General features: G+C 70.2%; 19 protein-coding genes and 2 pseudogenes. 11 read left to right on the forward strand and 10 right to left on the reverse strand.

Annotated features, from left to right (window positions below):
* Positions 1–21: 21 nt before the first annotated feature.
* Positions 22–318 carry a WXG100 family type VII secretion target gene (locus tag HB370_RS40685; RefSeq protein ID WP_167513290.1) on the reverse strand — a complete coding sequence of 99 codons (297 nt, stop codon included), beginning with the start codon at positions 316–318 and terminating at the stop codon, positions 22–24.
* Positions 319–329: 11 nt separating this feature from the next.
* Positions 330–620, reverse strand: coding sequence for a hypothetical protein (locus tag HB370_RS40690; protein WP_167513291.1), 291 nt, complete (start codon positions 618–620; stop codon positions 330–332).
* 117 nt (positions 621–737) lie between these two features.
* Between HB370_RS40690 and HB370_RS40695 the strand changes: the two genes are divergently transcribed.
* Positions 738–3,311, forward strand: coding sequence for a serine/threonine-protein kinase (locus tag HB370_RS40695; RefSeq protein ID WP_167513292.1), 2,574 nt, complete (start codon positions 738–740; stop codon positions 3,309–3,311).
* 112 nt (positions 3,312–3,423) lie between these two features.
* A complete protein-coding gene (locus HB370_RS40700; protein WP_208974488.1) occupies positions 3,424–7,704 on the forward strand; it encodes an FtsK/SpoIIIE domain-containing protein in 4,281 nt (1,426 codons plus the stop codon).
* A gap of 130 nt (positions 7,705–7,834) precedes the next feature.
* Here the strand turns inward: HB370_RS40700 and HB370_RS40705 are convergent.
* Positions 7,835–8,049, reverse strand: a pseudogene (locus HB370_RS40705) (LuxR C-terminal-related transcriptional regulator); the annotation flags it as partial.
* 519 nt (positions 8,050–8,568) lie between these two features.
* On the opposite strand from HB370_RS40705, the gene HB370_RS40710 reads away from it, so the two are divergent.
* Positions 8,569–8,718, forward strand: coding sequence for a hypothetical protein (locus tag HB370_RS40710; RefSeq protein WP_167513294.1), 150 nt, complete (start codon positions 8,569–8,571; stop codon positions 8,716–8,718).
* Between the two features lie 125 nt (positions 8,719–8,843).
* Here the strand turns inward: HB370_RS40710 and HB370_RS40715 are convergent, their stop codons facing one another.
* Complete coding sequence (locus tag HB370_RS40715) at positions 8,844–9,392, reverse strand: AAA family ATPase (RefSeq protein ID WP_167513295.1); 549 nt, start codon at positions 9,390–9,392, stop codon at positions 8,844–8,846.
* Positions 9,393–9,542: 150 nt separating this feature from the next.
* Complete coding sequence (ppk2, locus tag HB370_RS40720) at positions 9,543–10,538, reverse strand: polyphosphate kinase 2 (RefSeq protein ID WP_167513296.1); 996 nt, start codon at positions 10,536–10,538, stop codon at positions 9,543–9,545.
* Positions 10,539–10,674: 136 nt separating this feature from the next.
* Here ppk2 and HB370_RS40725 point away from each other — a divergent pair, with 136 nt between their 5' ends.
* Positions 10,675–12,303 (forward strand): alkaline phosphatase D family protein, encoded by a 1,629-nt coding sequence (locus tag HB370_RS40725; protein WP_167513297.1) that lies wholly within the window; start codon positions 10,675–10,677, stop codon positions 12,301–12,303.
* 452 nt (positions 12,304–12,755) lie between these two features.
* Here the strand turns inward: HB370_RS40725 and HB370_RS40730 are convergent, their stop codons facing one another.
* Positions 12,756–13,139 carry a helix-turn-helix domain-containing protein gene (locus tag HB370_RS40730; RefSeq protein ID WP_167513298.1) on the reverse strand — a complete coding sequence of 128 codons (384 nt, stop codon included), beginning with the start codon at positions 13,137–13,139 and terminating at the stop codon, positions 12,756–12,758.
* A 101-nt stretch (positions 13,140–13,240) separates the two neighbouring features.
* Between HB370_RS40730 and HB370_RS40735 the strand changes: the two genes are divergently transcribed.
* Positions 13,241–13,642, forward strand: coding sequence for a RidA family protein (locus HB370_RS40735; RefSeq protein WP_167513299.1), 402 nt, complete (start codon positions 13,241–13,243; stop codon positions 13,640–13,642).
* Positions 13,643–13,930: 288 nt separating this feature from the next.
* On the opposite strand, the pseudogene HB370_RS40740 reads toward HB370_RS40735, so the two are convergent.
* Positions 13,931–14,340, reverse strand: a pseudogene (locus tag HB370_RS40740) (transposase family protein); the annotation flags it as partial.
* 236 nt (positions 14,341–14,576) lie between these two features.
* Here HB370_RS40740 and HB370_RS40745 point away from each other — a divergent pair.
* The 3 genes from HB370_RS40745 (at position 14,577) to HB370_RS40755 (ending at position 18,064) form a co-directional block, all read left to right on the forward strand.
* The gene (locus tag HB370_RS40745) at positions 14,577–15,854 is read left to right on the forward strand and encodes an MFS transporter (protein ID WP_167513300.1); all 1,278 of its coding nucleotides are present in this window, start codon (positions 14,577–14,579) and stop codon (positions 15,852–15,854) included.
* A 393-nt stretch (positions 15,855–16,247) separates the two neighbouring features.
* Positions 16,248–17,303, forward strand: a complete 1,056-nt coding sequence (locus HB370_RS40750; protein WP_167513301.1) for a type II toxin-antitoxin system Phd/YefM family antitoxin — start codon at positions 16,248–16,250, stop codon at positions 17,301–17,303.
* Positions 17,304–17,560: 257 nt separating this feature from the next.
* Positions 17,561–18,064, forward strand: coding sequence for a terminal protein (locus HB370_RS40755; RefSeq protein ID WP_244405941.1), 504 nt, complete (start codon positions 17,561–17,563; stop codon positions 18,062–18,064).
* Positions 18,065–18,700: 636 nt separating this feature from the next.
* Here the strand turns inward: HB370_RS40755 and HB370_RS40760 are convergent.
* The 3 genes from HB370_RS40760 to HB370_RS40770 form a co-directional block, all read right to left on the reverse strand.
* Positions 18,701–19,570, reverse strand: coding sequence for an SGNH/GDSL hydrolase family protein (locus HB370_RS40760; protein WP_167513302.1), 870 nt, complete (start codon positions 19,568–19,570; stop codon positions 18,701–18,703).
* Positions 19,571–20,722: 1,152 nt separating this feature from the next.
* On the reverse strand, positions 20,723–21,793 hold the full coding sequence (locus HB370_RS40765) for a glycoside hydrolase family 43 protein (protein ID WP_167513303.1): 1,071 nt from the start codon (positions 21,791–21,793) through the stop codon (positions 20,723–20,725).
* A 238-nt stretch (positions 21,794–22,031) separates the two neighbouring features.
* Complete coding sequence (locus HB370_RS40770; protein ID WP_244405944.1) at positions 22,032–22,358, reverse strand: hypothetical protein; 327 nt, start codon at positions 22,356–22,358, stop codon at positions 22,032–22,034.
* Positions 22,359–23,622: 1,264 nt separating this feature from the next.
* Here HB370_RS40770 and HB370_RS40785 point away from each other — a divergent pair.
* The 3 genes from HB370_RS40785 to HB370_RS42385 all read left to right on the forward strand — a co-directional run bounded on the left by HB370_RS40785 (position 23,623) and on the right by HB370_RS42385 (position 25,666).
* Complete coding sequence (locus HB370_RS40785; protein ID WP_244405947.1) at positions 23,623–24,705, forward strand: cytochrome P450; 1,083 nt, start codon at positions 23,623–23,625, stop codon at positions 24,703–24,705.
* Between the two features lie 189 nt (positions 24,706–24,894).
* Positions 24,895–25,065 (forward strand): hypothetical protein, encoded by a 171-nt coding sequence (locus tag HB370_RS40790; protein ID WP_167512920.1) that lies wholly within the window; start codon positions 24,895–24,897, stop codon positions 25,063–25,065.
* Positions 25,066–25,399: 334 nt separating this feature from the next.
* Positions 25,400–25,666, forward strand: coding sequence for a hypothetical protein (locus HB370_RS42385; protein ID WP_244405949.1), 267 nt, complete (start codon positions 25,400–25,402; stop codon positions 25,664–25,666).
* The last annotated feature ends 150 nt before the right edge of the window (positions 25,667–25,816 follow it).

The following is a 25,816-nucleotide window of genomic DNA, read 5'->3' on the forward strand; positions in this document are numbered from 1 at the left end:
GTCTTCCCGGCCCCCTTGAGGTCAGTGGCCCGCGCCGCCGGCCAGTCGCTGGTCGAGCTCCTGGTGTCCGCGGACGACGTCGTTCAGGAAGCCGGCCATGCCTTCCAGGCCCTGGATCATGTTCTGGGCACCGGTCGTCCACTGCTGGTACGACTCCTGGAACTTGGGCGAGGCCAGCTGGGTGCGGAACTCCCCGCCCACGAGCTGGTCGACCACGGTCTTGAGGGACTGGAGCTTCTCGATCATGTCCGTGTGGCCGTTGAGCAGTTGCGTCGCCGCATGCTGCACGCCGTCGTAGCCGACACTCACGTCCGTCATCGGTGATCCCCTCACGTCTGCGTGGTTCGGGCGGCAAGTAACTGGTCGAGGTCGAGCGTGCCCTCGGACAGGCCCGCGAACAGCCCGGCGGCCGTACCGACCGACTCGATCAGGTTGGTCCGGGTGGTGGTGGCGGCGTGGAGGAAGTCGCGGAGGGCTTCGGCGACCGGTTGTCCGACCCCTTCGGTCCTCAACCCGCTCAGGAGTTGGGTCAGCGACAACTGGATGTCCGAGCCCGTACGGCTCAACGCACGTGCGACCGCGTCCGCTTCCTGGGGGTCGCAGGCAAACTTTTCCGCCATCGGCTCGGATCTCCCCCGTGAGACCTCTTATGCGAATGCCTGTGCTGGCTGACCATCTCTTGTCAGACTAGCGGTACGAGGCGTCGTTCGACAGGCGATTGCAACAGGAGCGGGGACGTGACGGGGACGGACTCCTTACCCACGGGGCACAGATTGGTCGCCGGGCGCTACCGGCTCACGCGCGTCCTCGGCCGAGGCGGCATGGGCGTCGTCTGGCAGGCCACCGACGAACTGATCGGCCGTAGTGTGGCGGTCAAGGAACTCCGCGCCCCGCACGGCCTGTCGGCGGGGGAGCGTACGGTCTTCGGCGAGCGGGCGCTGCGCGAGGCCCGGACCGCGGGGCGGATCAATCATTCCGGGGTGGTGTCCATTCACGACGTCGTGCCGGCCACGGCCGAGGACGACGCCGTTTACATCGTCATGGAATGGGCGCGGGCGCCGTCCCTCGCGGACATCCTCCGTCAGCACGGCGCCCTGTCCGAGCAACGGGTCGCCGCCATAGGTGCCCGGGTGCTGGAGGCGCTGCACGCGGCCCACGTCATCGGTCTGGTGCACCGGGACGTCAAGCCCAGCAACATCCTGGTGCTGCCGGGTGACGAGGTGAAACTGGTCGACTTCGGCATCGCCCACGCGGTCGACGACACCCGTCTGACCCGTCATGGGGTCGCCGGCTCCACCGGGCACATCGCACCGGAGCTGTTCGAGGGCGAGCCGCCGTCCCCGGCGGGCGACCTGTGGGCGCTCGGCGTGACGCTGTGTCATGCGGTCACCGGGAGGAGCCCTTTCGAGCGGGAGTCCACCGCGGCGACCATCCACGCGATCCTGTTCGACGATCCGCCCTCGCTGGACGACCGGCCTCTGATCGCGCCCGTGATCAACGGACTGCTCCAGCGGGAACCGGAACGGCGGATGAGCGCGCAGGAGGCGGCCGCGGGCCTCCGGTCCGCCACGGCCCCGACGACGATGCCGGCACCGGATCCGGCCACGACCCCGGCTCCGGCCCCGACACCGGACCCCAGTGCCACCCGTCAACCCGAACCCCCGAGGCGGAACACGCCGTCGCCTACCACCACGGGCCCCCGGGCCACATGGGAGGACCGGCCCACCACTCTGGGCAGAGCCCCCGGGCCCCCGCGAAGATCCAGAGCGGGTACGGTCGACCCGGATGACGACTCCGCGTCCACCGGGCCCACGAGTTACCCGCTCGCCCCGGTGCCGCGCGTCCTGATCGTCAACGCGCTGTGCGCGGGCGGAGCGGCGCTGCTGGCCTTCTTCCTGGCCTTCAGGCTCTCCGACATCTGGCAACTCAATTCTGCTGTCACGACAATCTCCACCCTCCTTCCCTTTGTCGTTATGCTGGCGTCGTTCACGGTGATGGGCTCGGTGAGGTGGGACCAGGTCGCCCTCGGCCCGGGGGGCGTCACCCTCAGCCGCCGAAAGAGCGGCTCGTCCGAAGTGACGAAGGCGTGCCGGGTGAAATGGGCACACATCGACGAAGTCGTCGTCGTCCGCAAGGGCCGGAGAACGGTCGTTCACCTGCGCATGGCGGCACATACACCGGCCGACGTCCGAGCAAGTCCACCGTTCCGCGGCTTCGCACGCTTCAAGGGGGAAAGCCCCTTCACCCAGACGCTCGGTGCGATCTTTGCACAACCCGAGGAAGTAGGGGCGGCCTTCCGCGCCGCCGCGCCGCGCGAGGTGACCGTCAGAGTCCCGGCGGAACCGACCCCCGAGGACAGCCGGAATCACGGCACACGACGCAACGGACTGCCGCTGTTGGTCCTCCTCCTGGCGGGGATCCTCGTGAGCACCTACGTCTTCCACCATGACCCCGACGTCACCCGACTCACCGAGGACGACTGGGGCGGCGGAATCGAGTTCAGCCCCGACGGGCGGACCCTGGCGAGCGGTACCTCCCACGACGCCATCACTCTCTGGGATCTGACCACCCACAAGGCCGTCGCCACCCTCCGCGGCCACGGACAGGACATCAACGCGCTCCGATTCAACCCCTCCGGCACGCTGCTGGCCAGCGCCTCCGACGACGACACCGTCAAGGTGTGGGACATGTCCACGCACAAGGCGCGGCGGACCTTGACCACGGGCGGGGCCGTTTCCGCGGTGGCGCTGACGTTCAGCCCCGACAACCAAACCCTCGCCGGTGTGACCGACGACTGGTCCGTCGTGCTCTGGAACGTCCGTACAGGCCGGAGAACCGCCACCCTGACGGTCGAGGGGGACCCGTCCGGCATCTCCGCGGCCGTCTTCAGCTCCGACGGCCGGACCGTCAGTGTCATAGACGACACGAATACCGTGCACCACTGGGACGTCCGTACGGGCACGAGCGTCGGCAAGGCCGGTGCGGACGTCGGGCAATGGGTCGGCTTCTCCGGACCGAGCGTGATCGTGCGGGACGGTTCCGGCTCGTACGTGCGGACCTTGTACGGCCACTCCGACCGGATCACCTGCGCCGCCCAGGCGGGCACCGGTCTCCGCCTGATCGCCACCTGCAGCGACGACCACACGGTACGCGTGTGGCGCACCGATTCCGGAGAGACCGCGGCGAAGCTCTCCCTGAACTACGACATCGGTTACACGGCGAACGCGGTCGCATTGAGTCCGCGCGGTACGACACTCGCCTACGGGAGCGGCACGCAGCTGTGGCTGTGGAGCACAGGGATTGGCTCGTGAGGCCGCACCGCGCACCACCCGTATAACGCGCACACCAGATGGCCCCCCCGCCACCCGACCCCACGCCTCACGCCCACGACGCCCCGGCTGGAGCGGCAGCATGATTCTCCGATTGACCGTTCAGGACGCCGACGCGGCCACGCGGCAGGACGTGGAGGTGGTGGCCGGCCCGGACAGCAGTGTGGCCTCGCTGCTCGCGGCGTTACCGGTGGCCGTCGGCGGCAGGCGGTGTTTCGTCGGGTCGGTCCGACTGCGTCCCGAAGCCACCCTGGCCGGCAGTCCGCTGATGCAGGGGGCGGTGATCAGCGTGGGGGCGCCGGGGCCGGCGTTCCGTGCCGCCTCGGGCGACGGCGTCGGTGTGCTGCGGGTGACGGCCGGGCCGGACACCGGAGTGACCGTGGCGCTGGGACCGGGGAGCCACACGCTGGCGAGGAACTCGGCGGCGGCCGTGTGCCTGCGGGATCCGGACGTCTCGCGCCGTGAACACCTCCGGCTGGAGGTCTCACCGGACGGTGAGGTCGTCGTTGTGGACCAGGGGTCGACCAACGGGACGTTCGTCGACGGCCACAGGATCCACGGCCGGTCGGAACTCGCCCCGGAGCAGACCCTTCAGGTGGGCTCCGACGAACTGCGATGGACGCCTCTCGCAGCCGGAGCCCAGCGCTCCTGGCGCGGCGCGGACGGACGCCTGGACTTCGACCCGGCCTTCACCCCGGCACCGGCGCCGGCCCGTACGGACGTGACGTTGCCGGTGCGGCAGGCCGAGACACGGAACTCGAGCGCTTGGACTATGGGGATGGTGGCGGCGGCGGGCATGCTCGTGCTCGGCGTGGTGACGCACCGGCCCATCCTTTTCGTCTTCACGATCCTGAGCATCATCGGCGCGTCGATCATGGACAGCAGCCAGGAGAAACAGCGCAAGAGCCGCGAAGCCGAACACGCCGCGGCCAGACAGGCTGCCCAGGAGAAGATCGACGCACACGTCACGGAGGAGCGCCGCGTCCGCGTGCTCCTCTCGCCCGGGCCGGTCAAGATCGCGGACATGGCCATGGGTGCCCGGCCGGGCCTGTGGTCACGCCGGGCGGACTCGCCGCACGGACTCCTGCTGCGCGTGGGAACGGCCGACCGGGAGGCAGACAACCTCCACTTGCGGGGGGAACCCTGGGAGGGCTTCGAACAACCGGTGCTGCGTAATGCGCCGGTCACGGTGGACCTGCGGGACACCGGTGTGCTCGGGCTGGTCGGCGCCCGCCGGGAGGTGGAGGCCGTGGCGGGCTGGCTGGTGACGCAGCTGGCCACCCTGCGCGGACCGGACGATCTGCGCCTCGTGGTGATCGCGTCGGACGGGCACGACGGACTGGCGTGGACACGGTGGCTGCCACACGTGGACGCCGGGCCGGCGGCGGATACCGCGTGCACCATCGGCAACACGCACACAACGCGCGCCGCCCGGGTGAAGGAACTGCGTCAGCTCGTCGTCGCCCGTCGCGAACAGCGCGGCGGCGACTCGCGAGCCCGCTTCGACGACGAGGTCGTGGTCGTCCTGGACGGCGCACTGGCGCTGCGGGAACTGCCCGGCATGGACGAGGTGCTGCGGGACGGCCCGTCGGTCGGTGTCTTCGCGGTCTGCCTCGACCAGTACGGGATGAACGAGTGCCGGGGACTGTGCGAGGTGACCGGGGAAACGCTCCGGCTCACCAGCAGTCCCGAGGAAGCCAGCGTCACGGTCACCACGCCCCACACGCTCGACGCGACCGCCGCCGAGCCGCTCGCCCGGGCGCTCGCCCCGATGAGGGATCGGCTGCACAACGGCTCGGCGGGCAACGCGATCCCCGGCCACGTCCGCTTCCTCGATCTGCTGGGCATCGGAGCACCGACGGCCGACGACGTCCGCACCCTTTGGGGGAGCGGGGAGGGACCGCGAACACGGGTCATCCTCGGCTCGGACGCCGGCGGTCCCGTGACCGTGGACCTGGCCGACCAGGGCCCGCACACCATGCTCGGCGGGGCCACTGGAGCGGGCAAGAGCATCCTGTTGCAGACCCTGGTCACCTCGCTGCTGCTCGCCAACCGGCCCGACGAACTCAACCTCGTCCTGGTCGACTTCAAGGGCGGCAGCGCCTTCCTGCCCTTCCAGCACTGCCCCCACGTGGTCTCCCTCATCCGCTCCACCGGCGAGAGCCCGGCCGACGTCTTCGACTCCACCGCGGCGGCCCGCGTCCTCGCCTCCGTACGCGCCGAAGTCAGCCGCCGCGAGTCCCTGCTGGCACGGTACGACGGAGAGATCGACACCTACTGGAAGAAGCGCCGCACCAACCCCTCCCTGCCACCGCTGCCGCGCCTCGTGATGGTCTTCGACGAATTCGCCCGCGTTTTGGAGACCTCACCCGACTTCCTCAAGGAACTGGTCAACGTCGCCGCCAAGGGCCGCTCGCTCGGCATGCACCTCGTGCTGGCCACCCAGTCCCTTCAGGGCAAACTGTCGCCCGAGCTGAAGAACAACATCTCGCTGCGCATCAGCCTGCGGCAGAACGAACCCGCCGACAGCACCGAGGTCCTCGGCGTGCCCGACGCCGCGTCGATCCCCGGCTCGCTGCGCGGGCGCGGCCTGATCCTGTGCACGACCGCCGAGACACGCGTCCCGCAGGCATTCCAGTCCGGGTACCTGGGCTCCCCGCCGCCCTCCGGAGCGGCGCAGCCCGTCACCGTACGCACCCTCCAGTGGGACCAGCTCGGCGCACCGCGCCCGGCCGGGCACCTGACCCGGGCCGACGCGCCCACCGACCAGGAACTGGCGGTCGCCGCCATCGAGGAAGCAGCCCGGCGCGACAGGCTTGCCGCCCCCTTCAGGCCCCTGCGGCCGCCCCTGCCCCTCACCCTGCCCCTGGAGGAACTCGCCGACCGGCAGACCACCGCCCCGCCCGCCACCGCCGTCCCGTTCGGCCTGGCCGACGAACCCGCCGAACAGGCGCAGCCCGCCCAGTATCTCGATCTCGCCGGCACGGACCGGCTGATGGTCGCCGGCGGCCCCCAGTCGGGCCGCACCACCTTCGCCCGGACCCTCATCACCGGCCTGGTCACCCGGTTCAGTCCCGACCAGGCCCACCTGTACGTCATCGAACACCACCCGTCGGGTCTGGCCGACTACGCCGACCTGCCGCACTGCGGCGGCGTCTTCTCTCCCGCCGAACCCGACCGCATCAGACGCCTGATCACCTGGCTCGACGAGGAAGTCCAGCGCCGCTCCACCGGCGGCCGCCCCCAGGCGGCGCAGCGACCGCAAATCGTGGTCGTCGTCGACGGCTGGGAGTACTTCGAGGATCACAGCGCCCCTGCCTTCACCGAGACCTCACTGCTGACCACCCTGCGCGGCATCATCGCCGCCGGCGCCCCGCTCGGGGTGCACGTCGTCCCGCTCGGCGGTCACGACATGCTCAACCACAAGCTCCCCACCTACTACAGCCGCCGCCTGCTGCTCCCCTTCCCCAAGGAGGAGACCCGCCGGGCGCACCTGACCTCCCGCATGACCAGCCCGCCCGCCCTGCCCGGCCGCGCGATCGACGCCGCCACAGGGCGGCACGTGCAGATTTGTCTGCCCGGGCCGCTCCCCGCCGATCTGCCCTCGCGCTTCAGCGACACCGACCCCGACCGTCTGCCCCGGACCTTCCCCTCCCTGCCCACCCACATCACCCTCGACGAACTGCGTCTGCCCGAACCGCCGCCCACCCCCACCTGGATCCCCATCGGCATCGGCGGACCCGACCACAGCACGATCGGCGTCGACCTCATCGAGGGCGCCCACCTGCTGCTGCTCTCCGGCCCGCCGGGCTCCGGCCGCACCACCGCCCTCGCCGCCCTCGCCCACTCCCTGAGCCGAGCCGGCATCGGCGTCCTCGCCCTCGCCCCGCCCCGCTCGCCCCTGCCCGCCCTGCTCCCCGACGACCCGGGAGTGCGCCTCCTCACCGGCATCTCACACAAGGACACAGACCTCCGCGAAGCCGCCGCAGCGTTCGGTGACAGCCCCTACGCCCTCCTCCTCGACGACGCCGACCACCTCACCGTGCTGCCCACCCAACAAGGATTCACCGACGCGCCGACCCTGCTGGACGACATCGCGCGACTGTCGGCACGCGGCCGCCACGCCCTGGCCCTCAGCGCAGACGCGACACCGGTTCTCACTGGCTTTCCCAGCCCGCTGGCACGCCTGATGAACACCATCGTGGCCACGGGCAACCGCATCCTCCTCACGCCTGACGCACGCCCAGTGGCGGTTGCTCACAGCGTCACACTCGAACCAGATCAGTACTTCACGACACCGGCCGGCCGGGGCTACCTCGCCACCAGCCGGTCGCCGATTCTCCTGCAACTGGCCACGCCCCAACGGCTGCACTGACCAGCGGCCTCCCGCACCCACAGACCGATGAGGAACGACAAGAGACCACCGGTGAAAGCCACATGCATCAGGCCCTGCTACTTTCATCCGGATGGTGGGGGTGATTGTCGCATTCGGCTGGTTGGGTGGGTTATTTCAGGTTGTGTTTGTTTACCAGTCCGGCTTCGTAGGCGATGATCGCGGCTTGTATGCGGTTGCGGACTTGGAGTTGGTTGAGGATGCGCTGACGTAGGTTTTGATTGTTCCTTCGACCAGGTGCAGACGCTCGGCGATCTGTGCGTTCGGCAGGCTGGTGCCGAGCATTCCCAGTACTTCCTGTTCCCTTTTGGTCAGGAGTGTGGTGCGGTCTGTGGCCCCAAGGGTGCCGGTCCGGCCGTGACAAGGAGCGCGGCGGTGGCCAGGAAGCTGAGAACTGTTCGATACGTGGCCCTATTGGACCACTGGGGACGGACAGTCAGTGGCGGGGGTGTCAGCGAGAACACCGATGCCCCGCACCTGTCCCTGCCGTCAGCGCGAGCGGACTGGTGCCGAGCGCCGTAGCGATCTCGGGAGCCATGTCGAACGCCCGCCACTTCCACTCTTCCTCGGCCGCATAGTTACGCGTGACCTTGGATGCTGGCCACACCTGGGGCGAGCATGCGCCTGCGGCAGACGGTATAGGATTCCGATGATCAACCCCCTGGCGCGAATGAACTGGCGGAAATCACCGTGACAGCATCACTGACGTGAAGGAAGACCCTTTCTCTCGAAGCGGGATCCGTCTATGCCTGGGAAACTGCGGAAGGTGCCACCGGGAACATTCTGATCGACCTGGATCGATCGGTCGCCCGCCCCTGCACCGTGGAGGGAATAATCCTCGGCAACATGCTCCTCGACAAAAACATCGGAAATTTGGAAAATCCCGACCCGGACCCGACGCTCCGCCGTTCTTTCCTGATCGCGGCATCGGTCATCTTCCGCGAGGGGGAGCGGCAGGGACGACTGCCTGACAAGATCACGCGTACTTACTGGTAAGTGCCACATCACCACCCGAGAGGCCGTGCTCTCCCCGGAGTCCGACTTCTCGGCGTTGCACTGGACCACGGCCACGCCACGAGACGGTGGCAACGAGCCGGGGGAGACGCCGGCGAAGCCCCCGCTCACACCCCTGACGCGGCCTCCGGTCCGGGACCGCCCGGCATCCGCAGGGTGTGGTCGAGACGGCGGAGGAGCGCGGCAAGCGACTGCCGCGGGTCCTGCCCGGCCGTGTCGATGACGATGTGCTCCCGGTTCCACGGTTCGTAGTCGCGGTCGAGGACCTGCTGCCAATCGGGCAGTGGCAGGTCCGGGATGTCGGTCGATCGTGTGGTCACGCGGTTGCGGTGCTCGTCCGGGTCCGAGCAGACGACTTCCACCTCGGCGACGGGGACGGCCGCCCGCACCCCGATGCTCCGCCAGCTGTCACGTGTGACAACCAGGGGGTTCACGGATTCCGCGATCACGCTCAGTCCTTGCCGGAGATGTTCATCGGCCAGGGCGTACCCGATGACGTAGCCGGCCGGTCCCACGGGGTGCCGGGCGAGGCCGGAGCGGACGATGGCCTGTTCGATGGTGTCGATGCGCAGGTGGACCGCGCCGACGCGCGCGGCCAGCAGCCGGGCCAGGGTGGTCTTGCCTGTGCCGGGCAGTCCGCCGATCACGATGAGCATGTGCTCATCCTGCCGGAACAGCACGCACGCATGGCGGGGAGCTCCGCGGGAGAGCGGGTGCCGGACCGGGCGGCGTTCCGGGCTGTCGCCGCCGGCCGGACACCGCCGGATGTGCCCAGGCATTGACGCCGCGCGGACGCCGTCGGTCCGTCACCGCGGGTTCGGGTGGTTGCCGGGCTCGCCGCCCGGCCCGGCCAGTGGTGTCGGCGACAGGGCCGTGGGTTCCTCGCCCGGTTCGAGCAGGGTCTCCGCCGCGCCGACGATCAACGGGTCGGGGGTGCCGACCGCTTCGTGGTCCTTGGCCGGGTAGTCGAAGCGGTCGAGGAGACTGCGCATCGCCTCCAGCCGGCCCCGCCGTTTGTCGTTGTTCTTCACGACCGTCCAGGGCGCGTGCGGCGTGTCGGTGGCCCGGAACATGTCGACCTTGGCCGTGGTGTAGTCGTCCCAGCGGTCGAGGGAGGCCAGGTCCGTGGGGGAGAGCTTCCACCGGCGCACCGGATCGACCTGGCGGATCGCGAACCGGGTGCGCTGCTCGGCCTGGGACACCGAGAACCAGAACTTGACCAGCAGGATGCCGTCGTCGGTGAGCAGCCGCTCGAACATCGGGGCCTGCTGGAGGAACTGCCGGTACTCGTCCTGCGTACAGAACCCCATGACCCGCTCGACGCCCGCGCGGTTGTACCAGGAACGGTCGAAGAAGACGATCTCGCCGCGGGCCGGCAGGTGGGCCACGTAGCGCTGGAAGTACCACTGACCCGCCTCGCGCTCGGTCGGCTTCTCCAGCGCCACCACCCGGGCCCCACGAGGGTTGAGCCGCTCGGTGAAGCGCTTGATCGTGCCGCCCTTGCCCGCCGCGTCCCGTCCCTCGCAGACCACGACGACCCGCTGGCCGGTGTCCTTCACCCAGCGCTGGAACTTCAGCAGCTCGATCTGCAGGATGCGCTTGGTCTGCTCGTACTCGCGCCGGCCGATCCTGTGGTCGTAGGGGTGGTTCTCCCGCCAGGTCTCGATCGGCCGGCCGCCGGAGTCCAGGAGCACCGGCCGTTCCGGCTGCCGGTCGTCCACCTCGAGCCCCCGCAGCAGGTCGTCCTCACGTGCCGTGCCGTGGATCTCCTGGGTCTGGGTCGCCTGCTCGTGCTCGGCCACGACACCGCCTCTCCGCCTCGCCGCTCACCGGGGCCGTCCCGCCCCGGTCTTCTCCCACGTGCCCACCCGAACGGGTCCCATGTACCGTCGCTACGGTCGTTCCTTTCCGTACGGTGCGAGACAGAAAGGCGATCACATGGCCGAACTGCGCCTGGGACCACTGCTGAGGTACACCGACGGCTCGTGCGCGACCGTATGGGTCGAGACGGACGTGCCCTGCACGGCGCATGTACGCTGCTCGGACGGCGCGAGCGGCACGGCCCCCACCTTCCGGGTGGCCGGGCACCACTACGCCCTCGTCACGGTGACCGGGCTCCGACCGGGCACCTCGCCGTCGTACGAGGTGTTCCTGGACGACGCGCCGGTGTGGCCTCTGCCCGACTCCCGCTTCCCGCCCTCGGTCATCCGGTCGCCCGGTGCCGGCGACGCCGTCCGGGTCACCTTCGGGTCGTGCCGCTGGGCCGCGCCCCCGGCCGACGGCAAGGACGCGGTGGGCCCCGACGCGCTCGACACCCTCGCCAAGCGGCTGGCGGCCGACCCCGACGCGCGGCGTCCGGACGTCCTGCTGCTCCTGGGGGACCAGGTCTACGCCGACGAGGTCTCCGAGGAGACCCGACGCCTGCTGGCCACTCGCCGCGACCTCGACAAGGCGCCCGGCAGCCAGGTCGCCGACTACGAGGAGTACTGCCACCTCTACTACGAATCCTGGCTCGATCCGGAGATCCGCTGGCTGCTGTCCACCGTGCCCAGCTTCATGATCTTCGACGACCACGACATCGTGGACGACTGGAACACCTCCGCCGCCTGGCTCGCCGACATGCGCTCCACCGACTGGTGGCAGCAGCGGCTGCTGAGCGGCCTGATGTCCTACTGGGTCCACCAGCACCTGGGCAACCTCTCCCCCGCCGAACTGGCCGACGACCCGGCCTGGGCCGCCGTGCGCGACGCACCTGACGGCACGCACGCGTTGCGCGCCCTCGCCGAACGGGCCGACGCCGATCCCTCCTCGGTCCGCTTCAGTTACCGGCGCGACTTCGGCCGGGTCCGGGTGGTGATGGTCGACTCCCGGGCCGCACGCGTGCTGGACGAGGACCGGCGCGCCATGCTCCACCCGGGCGAGGCCGACTGGCTGCGCGAGCAGGTCCTGGCCGACGAGGGGGCTTACGACCACCTTCTGATCGGAACTTCACTGCCCTGGCTGCTGCCGCACCTGGTGCACGACGCCGAGGGCTGGGACGCGGCCCTGTGCGCCGGGGAACGCGGGGACCGCTGGGCCCGCTTCGGCGAGTGGCTGCGCCGTGGCGCCGATCTGGAGCACTGGGCGGCCTTCCCGCGCTCCTTCGCCGATCTTGCCGGCCTCATCGGCGAGGCCGGATCCGCGCCGGGCGCCCCGGCGAGCGTGTGCGTGCTGTCCGGGGACGTGCACCACGGCTACGTCGCGCGCGCCTCCTGGCCGTCCGGCGGCCCCGGCATACCGGTCGTCCAGCTCACCTGCTCACCCGTGCACAACTCGGTGCCCCTGACGATGCGGATCGGGTTCCGCTTCGGCTGGAGCGCCCCGGCCCGCCTCCTGGGGCGGTTGCTGGCCCGGCACGGCCGCTGCCCCCGGCCGCCGGTGAGGTGGCGCAAGCAGGGCGGGCCCTGGTTCGGCAACCAGCTCATGACCCTCACCCTGCGCGGCCGTTCGGCCCACCTGCGCCTGGAGCGCACCGGTACCGACGAGACACTGCGGACCGTGCACGAGACCGTCCTGACCGCCGGGTAGTACAGCGCCGGGCGGTGTGCCGCACGAGGTCCGCCGGGTTGCTGTTGCTGTGAAGTGCTCGATGCAGCGGATGTGCCGGTGTGCCTCAGCGGTAGTCGGCCAGGCCGTCCGCGAGTTCTTCTTCGTCGCCGTCGCGGCCATGAACCCGGTTCGACCAGACCTCGCATGCCGGGCAAGCGGCACCGTTCGCAGTGCATGTCGTGTCGACCCGCACTATCGCGTGCTCACATCCACCGACAGCACCGCGATGTCCGCGATCGACGGCAACAACAGCTCCTTCAACCGGAGCACGTCCTCTTCCACGGCCCCGAACCGTCAGCCCAACCGTCCTGTGTCTGTTCCTGAGTCTGTGGCACAGGATGGCTCGGCAGCCCGGTCAGGCGAAGCGCGGGCCCCGTGGTGGCCGGCGGCGTGGGATCGCGGGATCGCGCGAGGGTGTCGCCGCGTGCCCGTCAGGCGTCGAAACGGCCGCGTGCACCCTCGATGTGACCGAGGTACTGGTGGGTCCAGCCGCATATCGCGTCGACCGTGGTGCGCAGGGCCCGGCCCGGCTCGGTGAGGGTGTACTCGACGCGCGGCGGCACGGTGGGGTGCACCTTCCGGTCGACCAGGCCATTGCGCTCCAGCATGCGCAGGTTCTGGGTGAGCATCTTGTGGCTGATGCCCTCGACCTCGTTCCGTAGCTCGCTGAAGCGCAGGGTGCGCTCGCCGAGCGCCTCGATGATCAGGAGCGCCCACTTGTTGGCGACGTCCGAGAAGATCTCCCGCGCCAGGGAGTCTGCGCGCCGCAGGTCAGCGTCCTCGGGCAGGCCCTTGAGCAGTTGCTTGGTCACCATCAGGTTCCTCAGTCACCGAAAAGTGCGTTCTTCCAGGTCAGACGTCACTCTCCTACAGTTTCCGAGTAACTACAAGAGAGCGGATCGGAAGGGCGGGCATCGTGGCCACCTCTGATGTCTTCAACTACAACGTGCCGGCCGAGAGCGACTTCGGCTACTCACAGGCGATCAAGTCCGGCGAGCTGATCCACGTCTCTGGACAGCTCTCGTTCGATGAGGCAGGCGAGTTCCTCCACGCGGGCGACTTCGCCGCCCAGCTCAAGCAGACCTACGCCAACATGGACAAGGTCCTGGACCACTACGGCGCCACCCGGAACCAGGTCGTCTCGCAGACCCTGTACGTGGTGAACCTGCGGCAGAACGCCGCGGCGACGGCGGAGGGCAACCTGGGGTACTTCGGCGACCACCGTCCGGCCAGCACGGTCCTGGGCGTCACTGAACTGAGCTTGCCCGGCCAGGTCATCGAAATCAGCTTCGTCATCGACACGAAACTGCCCGCCTGAGGTCTCCTCCTCGTACCTCCCGCAACTCTCCGGAGGGATCCGTTCGTGGAACAGTCACGGTGCCCGTTCCACGAACGCCCCCCAACTCTCGTCGGCGCCATGTTCCTCGATCAGCCGGTGGGAGATCCGGGTGACCGTGTGCCGCTACTTGCGCGGCTTCAGCCAGGCCGAGTCCAGGGCCTTGCGCACCGTCCGCCAGGCAACGTCGTGCTTGCGCGTTCCTCTGATGCGGTGGGTGCGGGCGGCCGTCAGGTTATGGGTGCGGCCGGGCAGGGCGGGTGAGATTCACAGCAGGTTGCCGGTGGGGTCGGCCACGACCTGCGCACTCACGCCGTGACGGCGGTGCTTCTGGAGAAGTCGGCCCGGCTGTCGCCGACCCGGTCGCAGTCGGCGAGTGTCCCGTCGAGCAGGACGTAGTCCGGATCGGCCTCGCGCAGGACCCGCAGGAGGCCCGGCGCCCGGCCGGACAGGTGCTGGACGACGGCCTGGACGTAAGCGTGGGCGGTGCCGACGGATATGCCGAAGCCGCCGGCGATCTGCGCGAGCGTGTCGTGCCGGCGAAGGTACACCAGGCCGACGAGGGCACGCTGGTGGGGCGGCAGCTTGCAACGGCGGTCACCCTCACGGGTGACGATGAGCATGGATACCCACTCGACCAGAGCATGAGGGAGGTCGAGTGCGGCAGAATGGGGAACCAACAGGGCTCCTGTGCCGATGGGTTGAGACTTCGAACACCTCCCTCAACGGCACGGGAGCCCTGTGCGTTGAGGTCCTCATCCTGACTCGGTCTGGGTCACTCGATCAGTGGCCACTCTGAAAGAGCCCACTGTTCTGGCGCCTGAGGTGGATGGCTGTTCGGCCAACTCTGGCGCCGACGTCTCGCACGGCGCGCTGCTGCACTAGGGTGCTCGCTTCGTCGAGCCCAAGGGAAACCATGAAGACCGCCGCCGCGTCACCGGAGATCATCAGCACGCCGTTGAGGATCGGGGCCTTCCGCCGGTTCGCGTCGGCCAGTCTCATCTCGGCGACCGGGTCTGCGATGGCCCCTCTCGCGCTGGCCTACTCCGTCATTCAGCAGGGTGGAGGACCCGGATCTCTCGGCCTGGTCCTCGCCACGAACACCGTCCCCACGATCGTGTTCCTGCTCATGGGCGGCCTCTTCGCCGACCGCTTGTCCCGAAGCCGGATCCTCTTCGTCGGGAACTTACTGGCCGCGGGTGCACAGGGTGCTCTGGCCGTCACCGTGGCCACGGGACATGCGTCGACTGCGTCGATCGCGATGTGCGGCTTCGTCTCGGGAACGGCGGCATCCTTCATCGTTCCAGCCACCCAAGGCGCCGTCGCGCAGATCGTTCCCGAAGATCACCTGCAGCAGGCCAACGCGTTGCTCAGGCTCCCGAGCAATGCGGTGAGGGTGCTGGGGCCGGCCGCCGGCGGGTTCGTCGTCGCCGCGAGCGGTGCGGCGTGGGCACTGGCCTGGGACGCGTTCACATTCGCCGTCGCCTCTGTCCTGCTTCTTGGTCTGAGACTGGAAGCCCCGCCCACTACGCCCGCCGGCGTCCTGGCCGATCTGCGGGCAGGCTGGACAGGCTTTTGGTCCCGTACCTGGCTGTGGACCTATACCGCCGCCGGCACAGTCCTCGTCGCCGCCTGGCTGGCGGGTTTCCAGCTTCTTGGCCCCCTTGTTGCCGCGCGGCAGTACGCCGGAGCGCGTGACTGGGGTCTGATCCAGGCGGCCTTCGCCTCCGGCCTGCTCGTGGGAACCCTCGTATGCCTTCGCTGGAAGCCGTACCGGCTGCTCACCGTAGCGGTGATCACCGGCGGCGCCCTCGCGCTCCCACTGGCGGCCATGGCCTGCAGCCTGTCTCTGCCTCTCGTTCTGGTGGCCGCCTTGCTGGCAGGTACCGGACTCGATGTCGCGATCGTTGCCTGGAACACCGCGTTCCAACAGCATGTGCCGCAGGTCGAACAGGGCCGCATGAGTGCGTTCAACGGCGTCGGGGAACGCCTCGCCGTCCCCCTCGGCTACCTCGTCACCGCCCTCGCCGCCCACTCGTGGAACAGCCAGGCAGTCCTCCTGGCCTGCGCCGCAATGATCACGGTCGCGACCGTTCTCAACCTCTGCGTCCCGGACGTATACCGTGTCAACCGGCTCACCCCGAGCCATCGGTGGAGGGCATCGCATGCCGATCGCGAGGTAGAGCAGGCGTAACGGACATTCCGGTTCGTTTCGGTACGCCGGTAGGCCAACTTCGTACCTCCAGCCGTCGGGCGCTTGGCCTCGGGACCACAGGTGGGCGACGACCTCCTGGTCCCCGGGCAGCAGTACCCGGGTGGGCACCGGCACCGGTTCGGGGGCGGAGGACGTCGTCATGCCCCCACCGTACGGACGGACGCCGGGATGTGACTTTTGATCGTTGGTTGGCGGAGCCGGGTATCGAATCTTTGGGTGGAAGTGGCCGTGGCTTCGTGGATGACTTGTCGGCGGGCCTGTGACCGCTTGTCGGCGAGTCGGGCTGCGCAGCGGTGACCTCTGTGGTGCAGGCGGTTCAGACCCATCCCCGGGCTGCTGGCCGACGCATCGCCGCCAGTAATGTCTCCTCGTATGGACAACGTTGAACTGACTGACGCCTTAGCGGACTTGGCGGGTCTCGTCGGTCGCGTCGAGGAGACCGGCGAGCGGGTGTGCGTCACCGACGGCGGCGAGCCGACGAGTGTGCTCCTCCCTGCAGCGGAACTCGCCGAGCTGGAACACTTCGCCCAACGGACCCCCGGCGGCCTGCGGCCCCGGCCCCGGCCCGGGCCGGGGCCGGGGCAGCCGTTCGGCCCGGACCCGCAGGGCTCGTACATCCGATACGTGCACGCTGACGGGAGACGGATGACCTTCGTGCGAGGCCGGGTGGTCGTGGCCGAGCTGAGGTCCGTGGCGGAGATCGACTGGCTGGAGGACAGGGCGCGCACGGCCCGCCAGAGTTACATGCCCCCGAAGCAGGCGGCCGCCTTCGAGGAGTTCCTCGCCCGCCAGGGCCCGGTGGGCGACGGCGTGGCGTGGATCGCAGGCAGCTGGCGGCGCCAACAGCCCTTCACCAAACTCGAGTTCATCAAGGGATCGACCGCCGAGGACGTCGCCCTCGCTTACGGGGCCGATGCGCAGGACATCGCCGACGGGCTGCTGCTCCACCAGGTCGAGGAACAAGACGAACGGGAGGGCACCGACGACCTCACCCGCGTACTGGCCTTCGGGGAGGAGAACGGCTGGACGTGGCTGGGCTACCACGACTTCGACCATGCCTTCTCGCGCCGCCTCGACCCGCCCCCCGAACAGCAGATCACGCTCGGCGCGACCATGGCCAAGGCCATTTACGCCTTCAGCTACTTCGAGGATGGCGTGTACCAGAATCCCTTCCCCGTCGAGGACGGCGCCGAAGACCGGCGGGACATGTACGAGCTCATCTGGTACACCCCTGGGGAGGCGCCGTTCGCCCCGGAAGCGCCGCTGTCCTTCCTCAATCTGCACCTCCGCATCGCGGAGAAGGCAGGCAACTGGACGGACAACATCGCGCTGTTCTTCGAAGGCTTGGAACGGGCCTTCGGCCTCGCCCTGCCCCGGGACGCGATCACCACCGGGAACGTACGCTGCGCCCGTCCGGCCCGCCGCTGAACCAGAAGCGCGAGGCGCCCTACCGGGGCCGCCGGTTGCCTCACGACATACGGCAGGGCCAGGACGACGTGACCCTGCCCCGGCGTATCGAGGCCGCGAGCGGCCATAACCCACAGCCACCGGACCGCGGCCCGCCAACTACGGATCAGATCGCAAACTATCGATCAACGTCACACGGGACAGCGACGCCCGGCGCGACCTGCCTGGGCACCGGCCTCTGTCCACAGGCGCGCCACGGCCTGCTGGTCGCATGAGCGATGACGAGCAGCAGCAGCCGGCCACGCCGCGGCAAGTTCCTGGAGGCCCTCGCACGGGCGGAGCGGAAGGTGTTCACCCGGCCCGCGCCGAAATCCGCGAAGGCGCAGGTGAAATTCCTTCTCACGCGCGCGAAGGGGGCGACGCAGGCCCTCGCGGATCGTCTGGGCGTCTCGCGCCGCACGGTGGAGCGCTACCGCGCCGGGACGCTGACGACCCCGCAGAAGCGCCTGCGGGCCGCCTTGGTGGGGGAGACGGGATCTGAGAGGCAGCCGCAGGTCAGAGCACAGGCACGGCACCAGGCGGCCACCTTCAGCGGCATGATGGTGGAGGTCACCGCGTACTTCGGATTCACCTGTACGGGCAGCTCGGACGACGGCCGCGAGCGCAGCATCACCACGGCGATCTCGCCCACCTGCGCGAAGCAGATCCTGGAACTCCAGGAGGCCGGTGCGACGGAGGAAGACCTGCATCCGAACGTCGCCGAGGCCATCACCGAGTTGTAGCTCACGCAATGGGGCACCCGCACCGTTGACCTGCGCGCAGATTTCACACACGTCTCGGAAATTGAGTTCCGGTTCTGACCCGGCCGAATCCCAGACCTGCTGAAAACGTATCCGACGAGCCGCCGTACAGCGCTCTGACGGCGGCCCGCTCTCAAATTCCACACCACGAAACCGAGGCCGACGATGACCACTCCCTGGCCGCCCCGGCGCACCGCTCGCCGTCCGCTCGCCCCGCGCCCCGTGAGCTGGTCGACCCGGCCCGCATCGGCCGGCGCGTCGTACGGCGGCGGGCGAAGGACATGAAACGCCGCCGCCGTCGCCCGCACCCTCGAGGACGCCCGGTTCGACGCGCGGCAGGCTTCCCGGCACGAGGACCTGGCCGCCGACGAGTGCCGGAGGGCGGAACTGGCGGAGTGGGAGCGGATCGACCGGCTGCTCGTTGCCGCCGCGCCGGGCACCGTGTACGACCCGGACACCGACGACGTCGTCCAGACCGAGCTCGCCACGGAGGCCGCGGCCGCCGCCGAATGGGAAGCCGCCGTACGCGAGGCGCAGCGGATCGCGGCCCGCTGGTGTGACACGTCCCCAAGGGGGCCGTGACACCAGTGTCACGGCGAGGAACGGCTGTCCACGGAACTAGGGTTTGACCTTCTGCCAGATCAACCAGCCAAATGCCCGGTGCCCGCTGGCGTTCGGGTGGAAGGACTCCACGGTGTCGGGGTAGCTGATGCCGTTGATCCACTCGGGGTCCTCGCATACCGCATGCCCCTTGAAGGACTTCTCGGCGGCCACGAACTCAATTCCTCTTCGCTGCGCGGCGATGGCAGTCACGTCGTTGAGGGTGTGGGCGGCGGCGTTGAGCTTCTGACGGGTGCCGAGACCCATCAGCCCGTCCGCATAGCAGCCGCTCCCTCGCTGCCGCACAAGCTTGGGGTAACCGACCACGAGAACCCGGGCGTTGGGCGCCTTGATGTGGATCGCCCTGTAGACCTTGTCGAGGCGGCCGGGCAGCTCCTGGAGGAAGGCGCGCTGCACCTCGGCGATCGCGTTGTTGCAGATGCGACCTCCGCTGAACAGGATGCACTTCTTGACGACGCCGGTGAAACCGAAGTCGTTGGCGCCGACCTGCACGGTGACCAGCTTGGTCCGCCGGTTCAGGGCGCCGAGCTGTTCGTTGATCACCGCCTTCGTGTTGGCTCCGCAGAACGCCCGGAAATCGAGCCTGGCTCCCAGGGCCTTCGCGACCAACCGGGGATACGCCCGAGTCGAGTTGGGAATCCGCGTCCCGTCGGCGCGGAAGCAGCTGTCCGCGTTCGCGTTCGGCGCGCCCGCTCCGACGCCGGCGGCGACGGAGTCACCGAGCGCTACATAGCGCACCGGGGCCGCGGACGGGCCGGGAGTGCTGGCGGCAGCGGCTGCCGTCGACGGAGCGACGCCTGCGCCGGTCATGAGCGCAGTGACGGCGACGCCCGCCGTGAGTGCGGCACGGCCGGTGGTGAACTTCATGGTCCCCCCTGGTTTTTGGGTGTGCACGCCTTTCGTGATGCACGACGACGAGCCTGTGAAGGGAGAACACCCCGGTCAAGGACGGTGCGCTGTCCCGGACAGGACTGCCATGTCTCCCCTGGTGAGCACGGTGTCCGGGACAGTGCGTAGTACTGTCCCGGACGGAGAGCGGGAAGGCGGGGTGCAGCGCAGTAATCGCACGCCCGGACGGCATGCGGGTGCTGCACGGGTGACAAGGCCGGCGTGCAGCGGAGCGCTGCCGCATCGGCTCGACTACGCGGTCGCTGCTGCCGCACCCGCCTTGCTGCCAGGCCGGCCGCTGCTGCGCCCGCACGCCCGCACGCCCGCACGCCCGCACGGCGCAGTCGAGGAGGACACCGAGGTCGTAGTCGTCATCGAGGTCGACGCCGGAGCCGTGGCGTGCGACCTCGTGGGCTGCCTTCGTGGCCTCCCAGACGGAGGTCTCAGCGAGGGTCGGCTGCTGGCCGTAGAAGTCCGGCGCGCCGGCCGGGTACGCGGCGAGGCCCAACTGGTAGGTGCGGGCCTGGTCGACCTCCTGCACGCGGCGTTCGGCGCGCCGGGCCGCCTCGAACCAGTCCACGGCCGGACCCGCCGCACACCTCCACGGCGGCGACGCCGGACTGTTCGTCACCAACCCGACACACGCGACATCTCTCGCTACACTCCCCACCCGCACCCGGACCCGCACAGGCGGCCCCGGCAAAACCTGCACCACCGCAGACGGCCGACTCCACGGGTTCGGCCCCAACGCCTCCGCCGTCTACCGGTGGACCGGCAAGAGCGACCGCTGGATCGGCGTCGGGGCGCCGTCGGCGGCGTGCTGAGCCTTGTCCATGCCGGGTGTGCGTGCTGCTCTTGCGCGGCGGTTCCGGCTCCGTCGCTCTCCCGAGCGGGCGCGGACCGCGGGCGTCTTCCTCGCCACCGGCGCCCTATCGCGCTGGTGCGGCGTGCGCGGCCACGCCTCGTGGACGGTGCCCGGCCTGGGCCGTGCAGCCGTACTTCGCCGGTCGGCGGCGCCGAGGACGGCCGGTGAGGCGCTTGGCCGGGCTCCTCGGCCCGGCCCCCCGGCAGGGCCGGCCACGGGCCGACCGCCGGACGGTGCCGCGTCACCAGGGGCACCCTCGCCGTTGCCTACTCGAAGAACTTCAGACCCCAGCCGGTGTCGGTGTTCGGGCCGGGGACGTTGGCCCGGCTGTAGGTGGTGTCGCCCCACCAGCAGAAGCTGCCGGTGTACCAGTACCGGTTCTCCCAGGAGTACGGAGTGCCCTTGGGCACCGCGTGGAACATCAGGGGGAACCTGGGGCCGGCCGGGGGGCTCGTGCCGATGTCGCCGTCCAGCAGGACGAAACTGTGGTGCCCGGGGCCGTCGGCATACAGCGTCGGGTCCCAGCCGCGCATCATCGTCTCCCGGTGGGAGCCGAAGAGGCAGCCGTTGGACTTGTACCAGTCCCAGACGTACGTCGGGTCGCCGCCGGCCCGCAGTCTCAGGTCGGCGAGGCAGTACTGGTCGCTCCAGCTGCCGTTGGCCGAGTACACGATGTGCAGCTGGCCGTTCGGGTCCTTGATGGCCTCCGGGCCCTCGTTGATGTACGGGTTGCCGACCACGCGCTCCCAGCCCTCGCGGGGCTGGGAGATGATGTACCGCCCGCCGGTCGGCGTGGTCGGGCTGCTCATCCGAGCGATGTAGAGGTTCTGTTCGACGTTGGTGTCTCCGGCCCAGCCGGACCAGACGAACCAGCGCTGTCCGCCGAAGGTGAACAGAGTGCCGTCTATGGCCCACTTGTCGTCGGGCAGCGCCAGACGGCTCTCCGCGCCGTACCCGCTGTCGGGCGTGGCCGAGCTGATGACGTACATACGGTGAGCGGCTCCGCGGCCCGCCGAGAAGTAGATGTAGTACCGGCCGCCGTCCCTCACGATCTCGGGGGCCCACACCTCGCCGAGGGCACGGGTGTCCGACCAGACCTGGCGGGCCGGTGCCGAGGCCAGCGCTGTCGTCGACGCGGCCAGCCGCACGGCGATGCCGCCGCCGGTCGACTGGACCGAGACGTAGGTGTCCCCGACGCGAAGGACACTCGGGTCGGCGGCGCGCAGGCCCGTCCGCTCCGCCCGCGCGGGTGGAGCGCACGTCAAGGACAGCACGGCCGCGAGCAGGCCGGCCAGCAGGAAGGCGGCGGCGTTGAAAAAGCGGCGGGACGGCTTCATGACCGCGTTCCGTTTCTCGATGTCCGCAGTGGTGGAAAGGGTGACGCCAGCATCCGGACTTGCACGGAGCATGTCAATAAGCCGGGGCGGGCCTACCGGAACGACGTCCTCCTCACGGTCGCAACCGGACGTGCTCGCCGTTCCCCCGCCCGCCTCGGCGGCGACGCCTTTCCCGTGCCCTCGACCGCTTCGTCGCAGTCGGCGACCACGAACTGGTCACCGTTGCTGCCGACGTCCATCACAGCGGTGTCGTCGTCGAGCAGAAGCGGGCGGCTCCATACCCGGACCACGCGATGTCGGTGTCATCGACATAGTCCTCACCCTGCTCTTCGGCTGTTCGCGTGAGGTAGGCGGCCAGTTGGTCGGCCAGTCCGACCAGCCGTGGATCGTCGTCGCCGTGGTCGAGTGCCTGGCCCAGCGTGCGGTAGAACCCGATGAGCTGGGGGTCGGCGATCTGTCGTCGCCTGCGTGCCGTCCACTCCGGGACCCGCTCGGGTGAGTGCGCGACCAACGGGATCCAGCCGTCGCGTTCGCCGCTCCACGTCAGCTCGTAGACCCCGGGCATGCGGCGCACACCCTTGATCCGTAACCCGGGGGCGGAACATGCGGCTGATCCGTAACCCGGGGGCGGAACATGCGGCCGGCAAGCAGGTCGTCGACGAAGGCGGCCACGGCTGGCTGAAGGCGCGGTGCTGCTGGAGGGGAAGGCGGTTCAGGTCGGCGGTGAAGCGGGGCAAGGCCTCGTACGCGGGCACGGCGAACTCCTCCGGGAAGCACGGAGCCCCCGGCCGGGCGGCCAGGGGCCGTACGAGCGGGCCCGCCTCGCCGCCGGTGCCCTGGCCGCCCCGGGTCCGCGCCGCGCGGTGAGCGGAGCGCCTGGGCTCCCGCCCTCGCCCGTACACCGTCGCGGTGCCCGCCGCCGCGGGGCCGCACCCGCGTCCTTCCGCGACGGCCGGAAGGACGGCCGCCTCCCGGAGCCGGACACCGGCGTCGACGTCGATGCGGTGGAGCAGACCCGGCGGACGCTCGAAGCCGCCGCCGCGAAGGTGGACGCCACGATCCGGGACAGCAGGCGGGCACGCGAAGGCGCCCGCAGCCTGCGTCGCGACCCGCCCCGGTGGCGGTCCCGGCCCCGCACACCCGGCAGCCCGGCACCCAGCGCACACCGGGCCGGAACCCCACTGGAGGAGTCAGGTGAACACCCCGGAAGACCAACCCAACCCCGACGAAGCCCTCGCCCTCGCCCGTGTGGCCCGCGAGTAGGTGGCCGTTGTACTTGAGGAGGTTCAGGGGCCGGAAGTTGATGAGCCCGTGGGGTGGGCGTCGCTTTGGAGGCGGCTCTCGGACGCCGGAGTCGAAGGCGGTGAAGAAGGCGGGGCTGTGCAGGCAGCGGAAGCAACTGCGGGGAGCCGGCGAGTGCCGCCTCGTCGTGAGGAATGTGCGCCGGCCCTGGCGCCCGGCAGAGCCGGATCGGCAGCGCGGCCGCGGGCCGCGATGCCCGCGTCCTGTCCCGGGTGCGGCATTCTGGTGCCTGGCTGTGGTGATGATGCGGGACATCGTGTAGTACCAGGCGTTCACGTGGCAGACCAGCCTTCACGCCTGGCTGTGGGAGAGCGGTGGCCCCGGTGGCGGTCACCTTCACAGGTGAAGTCCGCCTTTTGGCGGTATGGCAGGGATCGTCGGCGGGCAGGACCACGGCAGCAGCGACGGTGACGGCCGGCCTCGGCCGGCGGCTGACGGGGGGTGCGGTGAGCGTAGGGGAGATGCGCCGGTTCCGACGTGATCCGCTGGGATATGTCGAGGAATGCGCACGACGGAGTCCAGCAGAGGTGTTCCACCTCCCCTGGGGCGCCTGGTGCGTGAGGGACTCCGAGTTGGCGCTCACGGTGCTGCGCGACCCGGTCTTCCACGGCGGTATGTCCCCCTTCTTCGGCGCCATGCTGCCTTCGCGCACCGCCCAGGTCGCCCTCGGCCGCGCCGTGCGGAAGCTGCTGCGCGCGCACCTGCCCGCCTACCGCCGGCGCGTGGCCGAGGCCGCGGCCGCGCTGGACGTGGTCGGCCAGTGGCCCGCAGCGGGGCCGCTGCTGGTGTACCGGTGCAGCGCGGACGTACTGCTTCGTCCTGACGCGCCGCCGGTATTGCGGCGACAGCTGCAACGGGCTGTGGGAGCCGGCCTGACCGCCCGCCAGCCCTCTGTGCGACAGCGGCTACGGGCGGAAATCGTGCGGCCCGGGCTGCTGGCCGCGCTCGCCGAACATGTCCACCACCGCCGGGCGGAGGGCCCCCGAGCGGGAGAGCCGCAGGACCTGCTGGACGCGGTGCTCGGGGCCTGCCCCGGGGAATCGACCGACCGGACCGTGCTCGATCTCTGGGTGCTGTTGTTCACCTCGATCGTGGGCAACGTCGGCTACGCGGTGGCCTGGTCGCTGCTGCTGGCGGGCCTTCATCACCCGCCCGGCCCGCCGTGGCCCTGGCCCGTCGACTGGCTGGTGCGCGAGGCCGCACGGCACCGCCCGTTCGTGTGGATGGTCGGCCGGCGCGTCCCCCACCCTCTGGAATTCGGTGGCCTGCCGTTCGCGGCGGGCACGGTCCTGTCGGTCAGCCCCTACCTGCTGCACCACGATGCGCAGCGATGGGACCGCCCCCGGACCTTCCGGCCCGAACGCTGGAGCGAGCCGGGCGGACAAGGCCCCTACCTTCCCTTCAGCGCGGGGCCCTTCACCTGTGGCGGCGCGAGCGTCGCCCACGACCTGGCCTGCGAGACGGTAGCCGCCCTGTCCCTGGACGCCCGCCTGAGCATCAGCGGCGCCGATGCCCGGCCCCTGGTGGCCGGCTCCGTCCTCCCCCGTCCCTTCGCTCTGCGACGGGCCCGGAAGACCCCCGTGTGCGCGCCGAGGAAGGGAGGTGAGTGACATGTTCGCTGCTGTCCGCCGCATCATCCGGAACAAGCCCGCCAGCTTCTGGGAGCCCAACGTGTGGCTCTAGAGGTTCCACGCCCGCCGTGGTCTGCACGCCGTACCCAACGGCGTGCAGACCACGGCGGACGCAAGGCGTGCGGGAGCGCCGCGATCTGCCTCCCCCCGGCTCGCGATCCCGCACGCTTGGCCGCCGACGCCGGGGACCTGTCGGTGTGCGGCACCTGCCACGCCGACGACGTCGCCCGCGAGGAAGCCGTTGCCGAAGCCGCCCGCCTCCAGGCCGCCGCACCGCCGGAGTCGGAGGACGACCAGGAGCCGGGCCGTGGCCACGGCTGGTTCTGCCGGCGGGCCTGACCGCACCAGCCCGCTGTGCGGCCGGCAGCCGTCAGGCAGCACAGCGGGACCGCTTCCGAAGTCACCGCACCACTGGACGGGACGGATGGGCCCATCCGATGTCGACAGCACACCGGGGGCCCTACGCAGGGCCGTATGAGACGCAGCCGGGAAGAGACCGCTTTCCAGGGATTCGCCGGGTGGCCTGTGGCACGCCCTGTCCGAGCTCCAGCACACCCACCCCGACCCCGTGGGCCGCGTCGGGTAGCTCGCCCGCCCGGTCGGATGGCTGTCCTTCGCCGCGGACGCGTACACCGTCCTCGCGGCCCGCGTGCACCTGTCCGGCGCGGAGACGATGCACGAACTGAACGAGAGGCTCCGTGCGATCACCGGGGGTATGCACGCCCACTTCACCGGCCCCGGCATCGCGCTGGAGGTCACGCTCGGCAGACGGCAGGAGCTCCCGATCCACGCGGCGCACACCGCCGGCCTTACCCGGCTCTTCCGCCACGCGGCCGGCACCATCGGTGCCCGCAGCACGCCGGGAGGCGGCCGGTGCTTCCACTGCGACGGGACCGGGCACGCCCGACCCTTGTGGGAGCCGGCTGCCGGGCAGGCGTGAGCGACACGCAAGAAGAACCCCCGCGCCCGGGGCCGTCCTTCTGGACGGCGTGGGGCGCAGGCGGGGGAGGGCCCCGAAGGCTTACGCCGTTAGGGGTGCACGCTCCGGGCGCAGCGCCGCAAGCGGAGAACGGCGGCCCTCTTCCACGGC

Origin of the sequence: Streptomyces sp. DSM 40868 (assembly GCF_011820545.1) — a bacterium.
In the GTDB taxonomy this organism is placed as follows: domain Bacteria; phylum Actinomycetota; class Actinomycetes; order Streptomycetales; family Streptomycetaceae; genus Streptomyces; species Streptomyces eurythermus.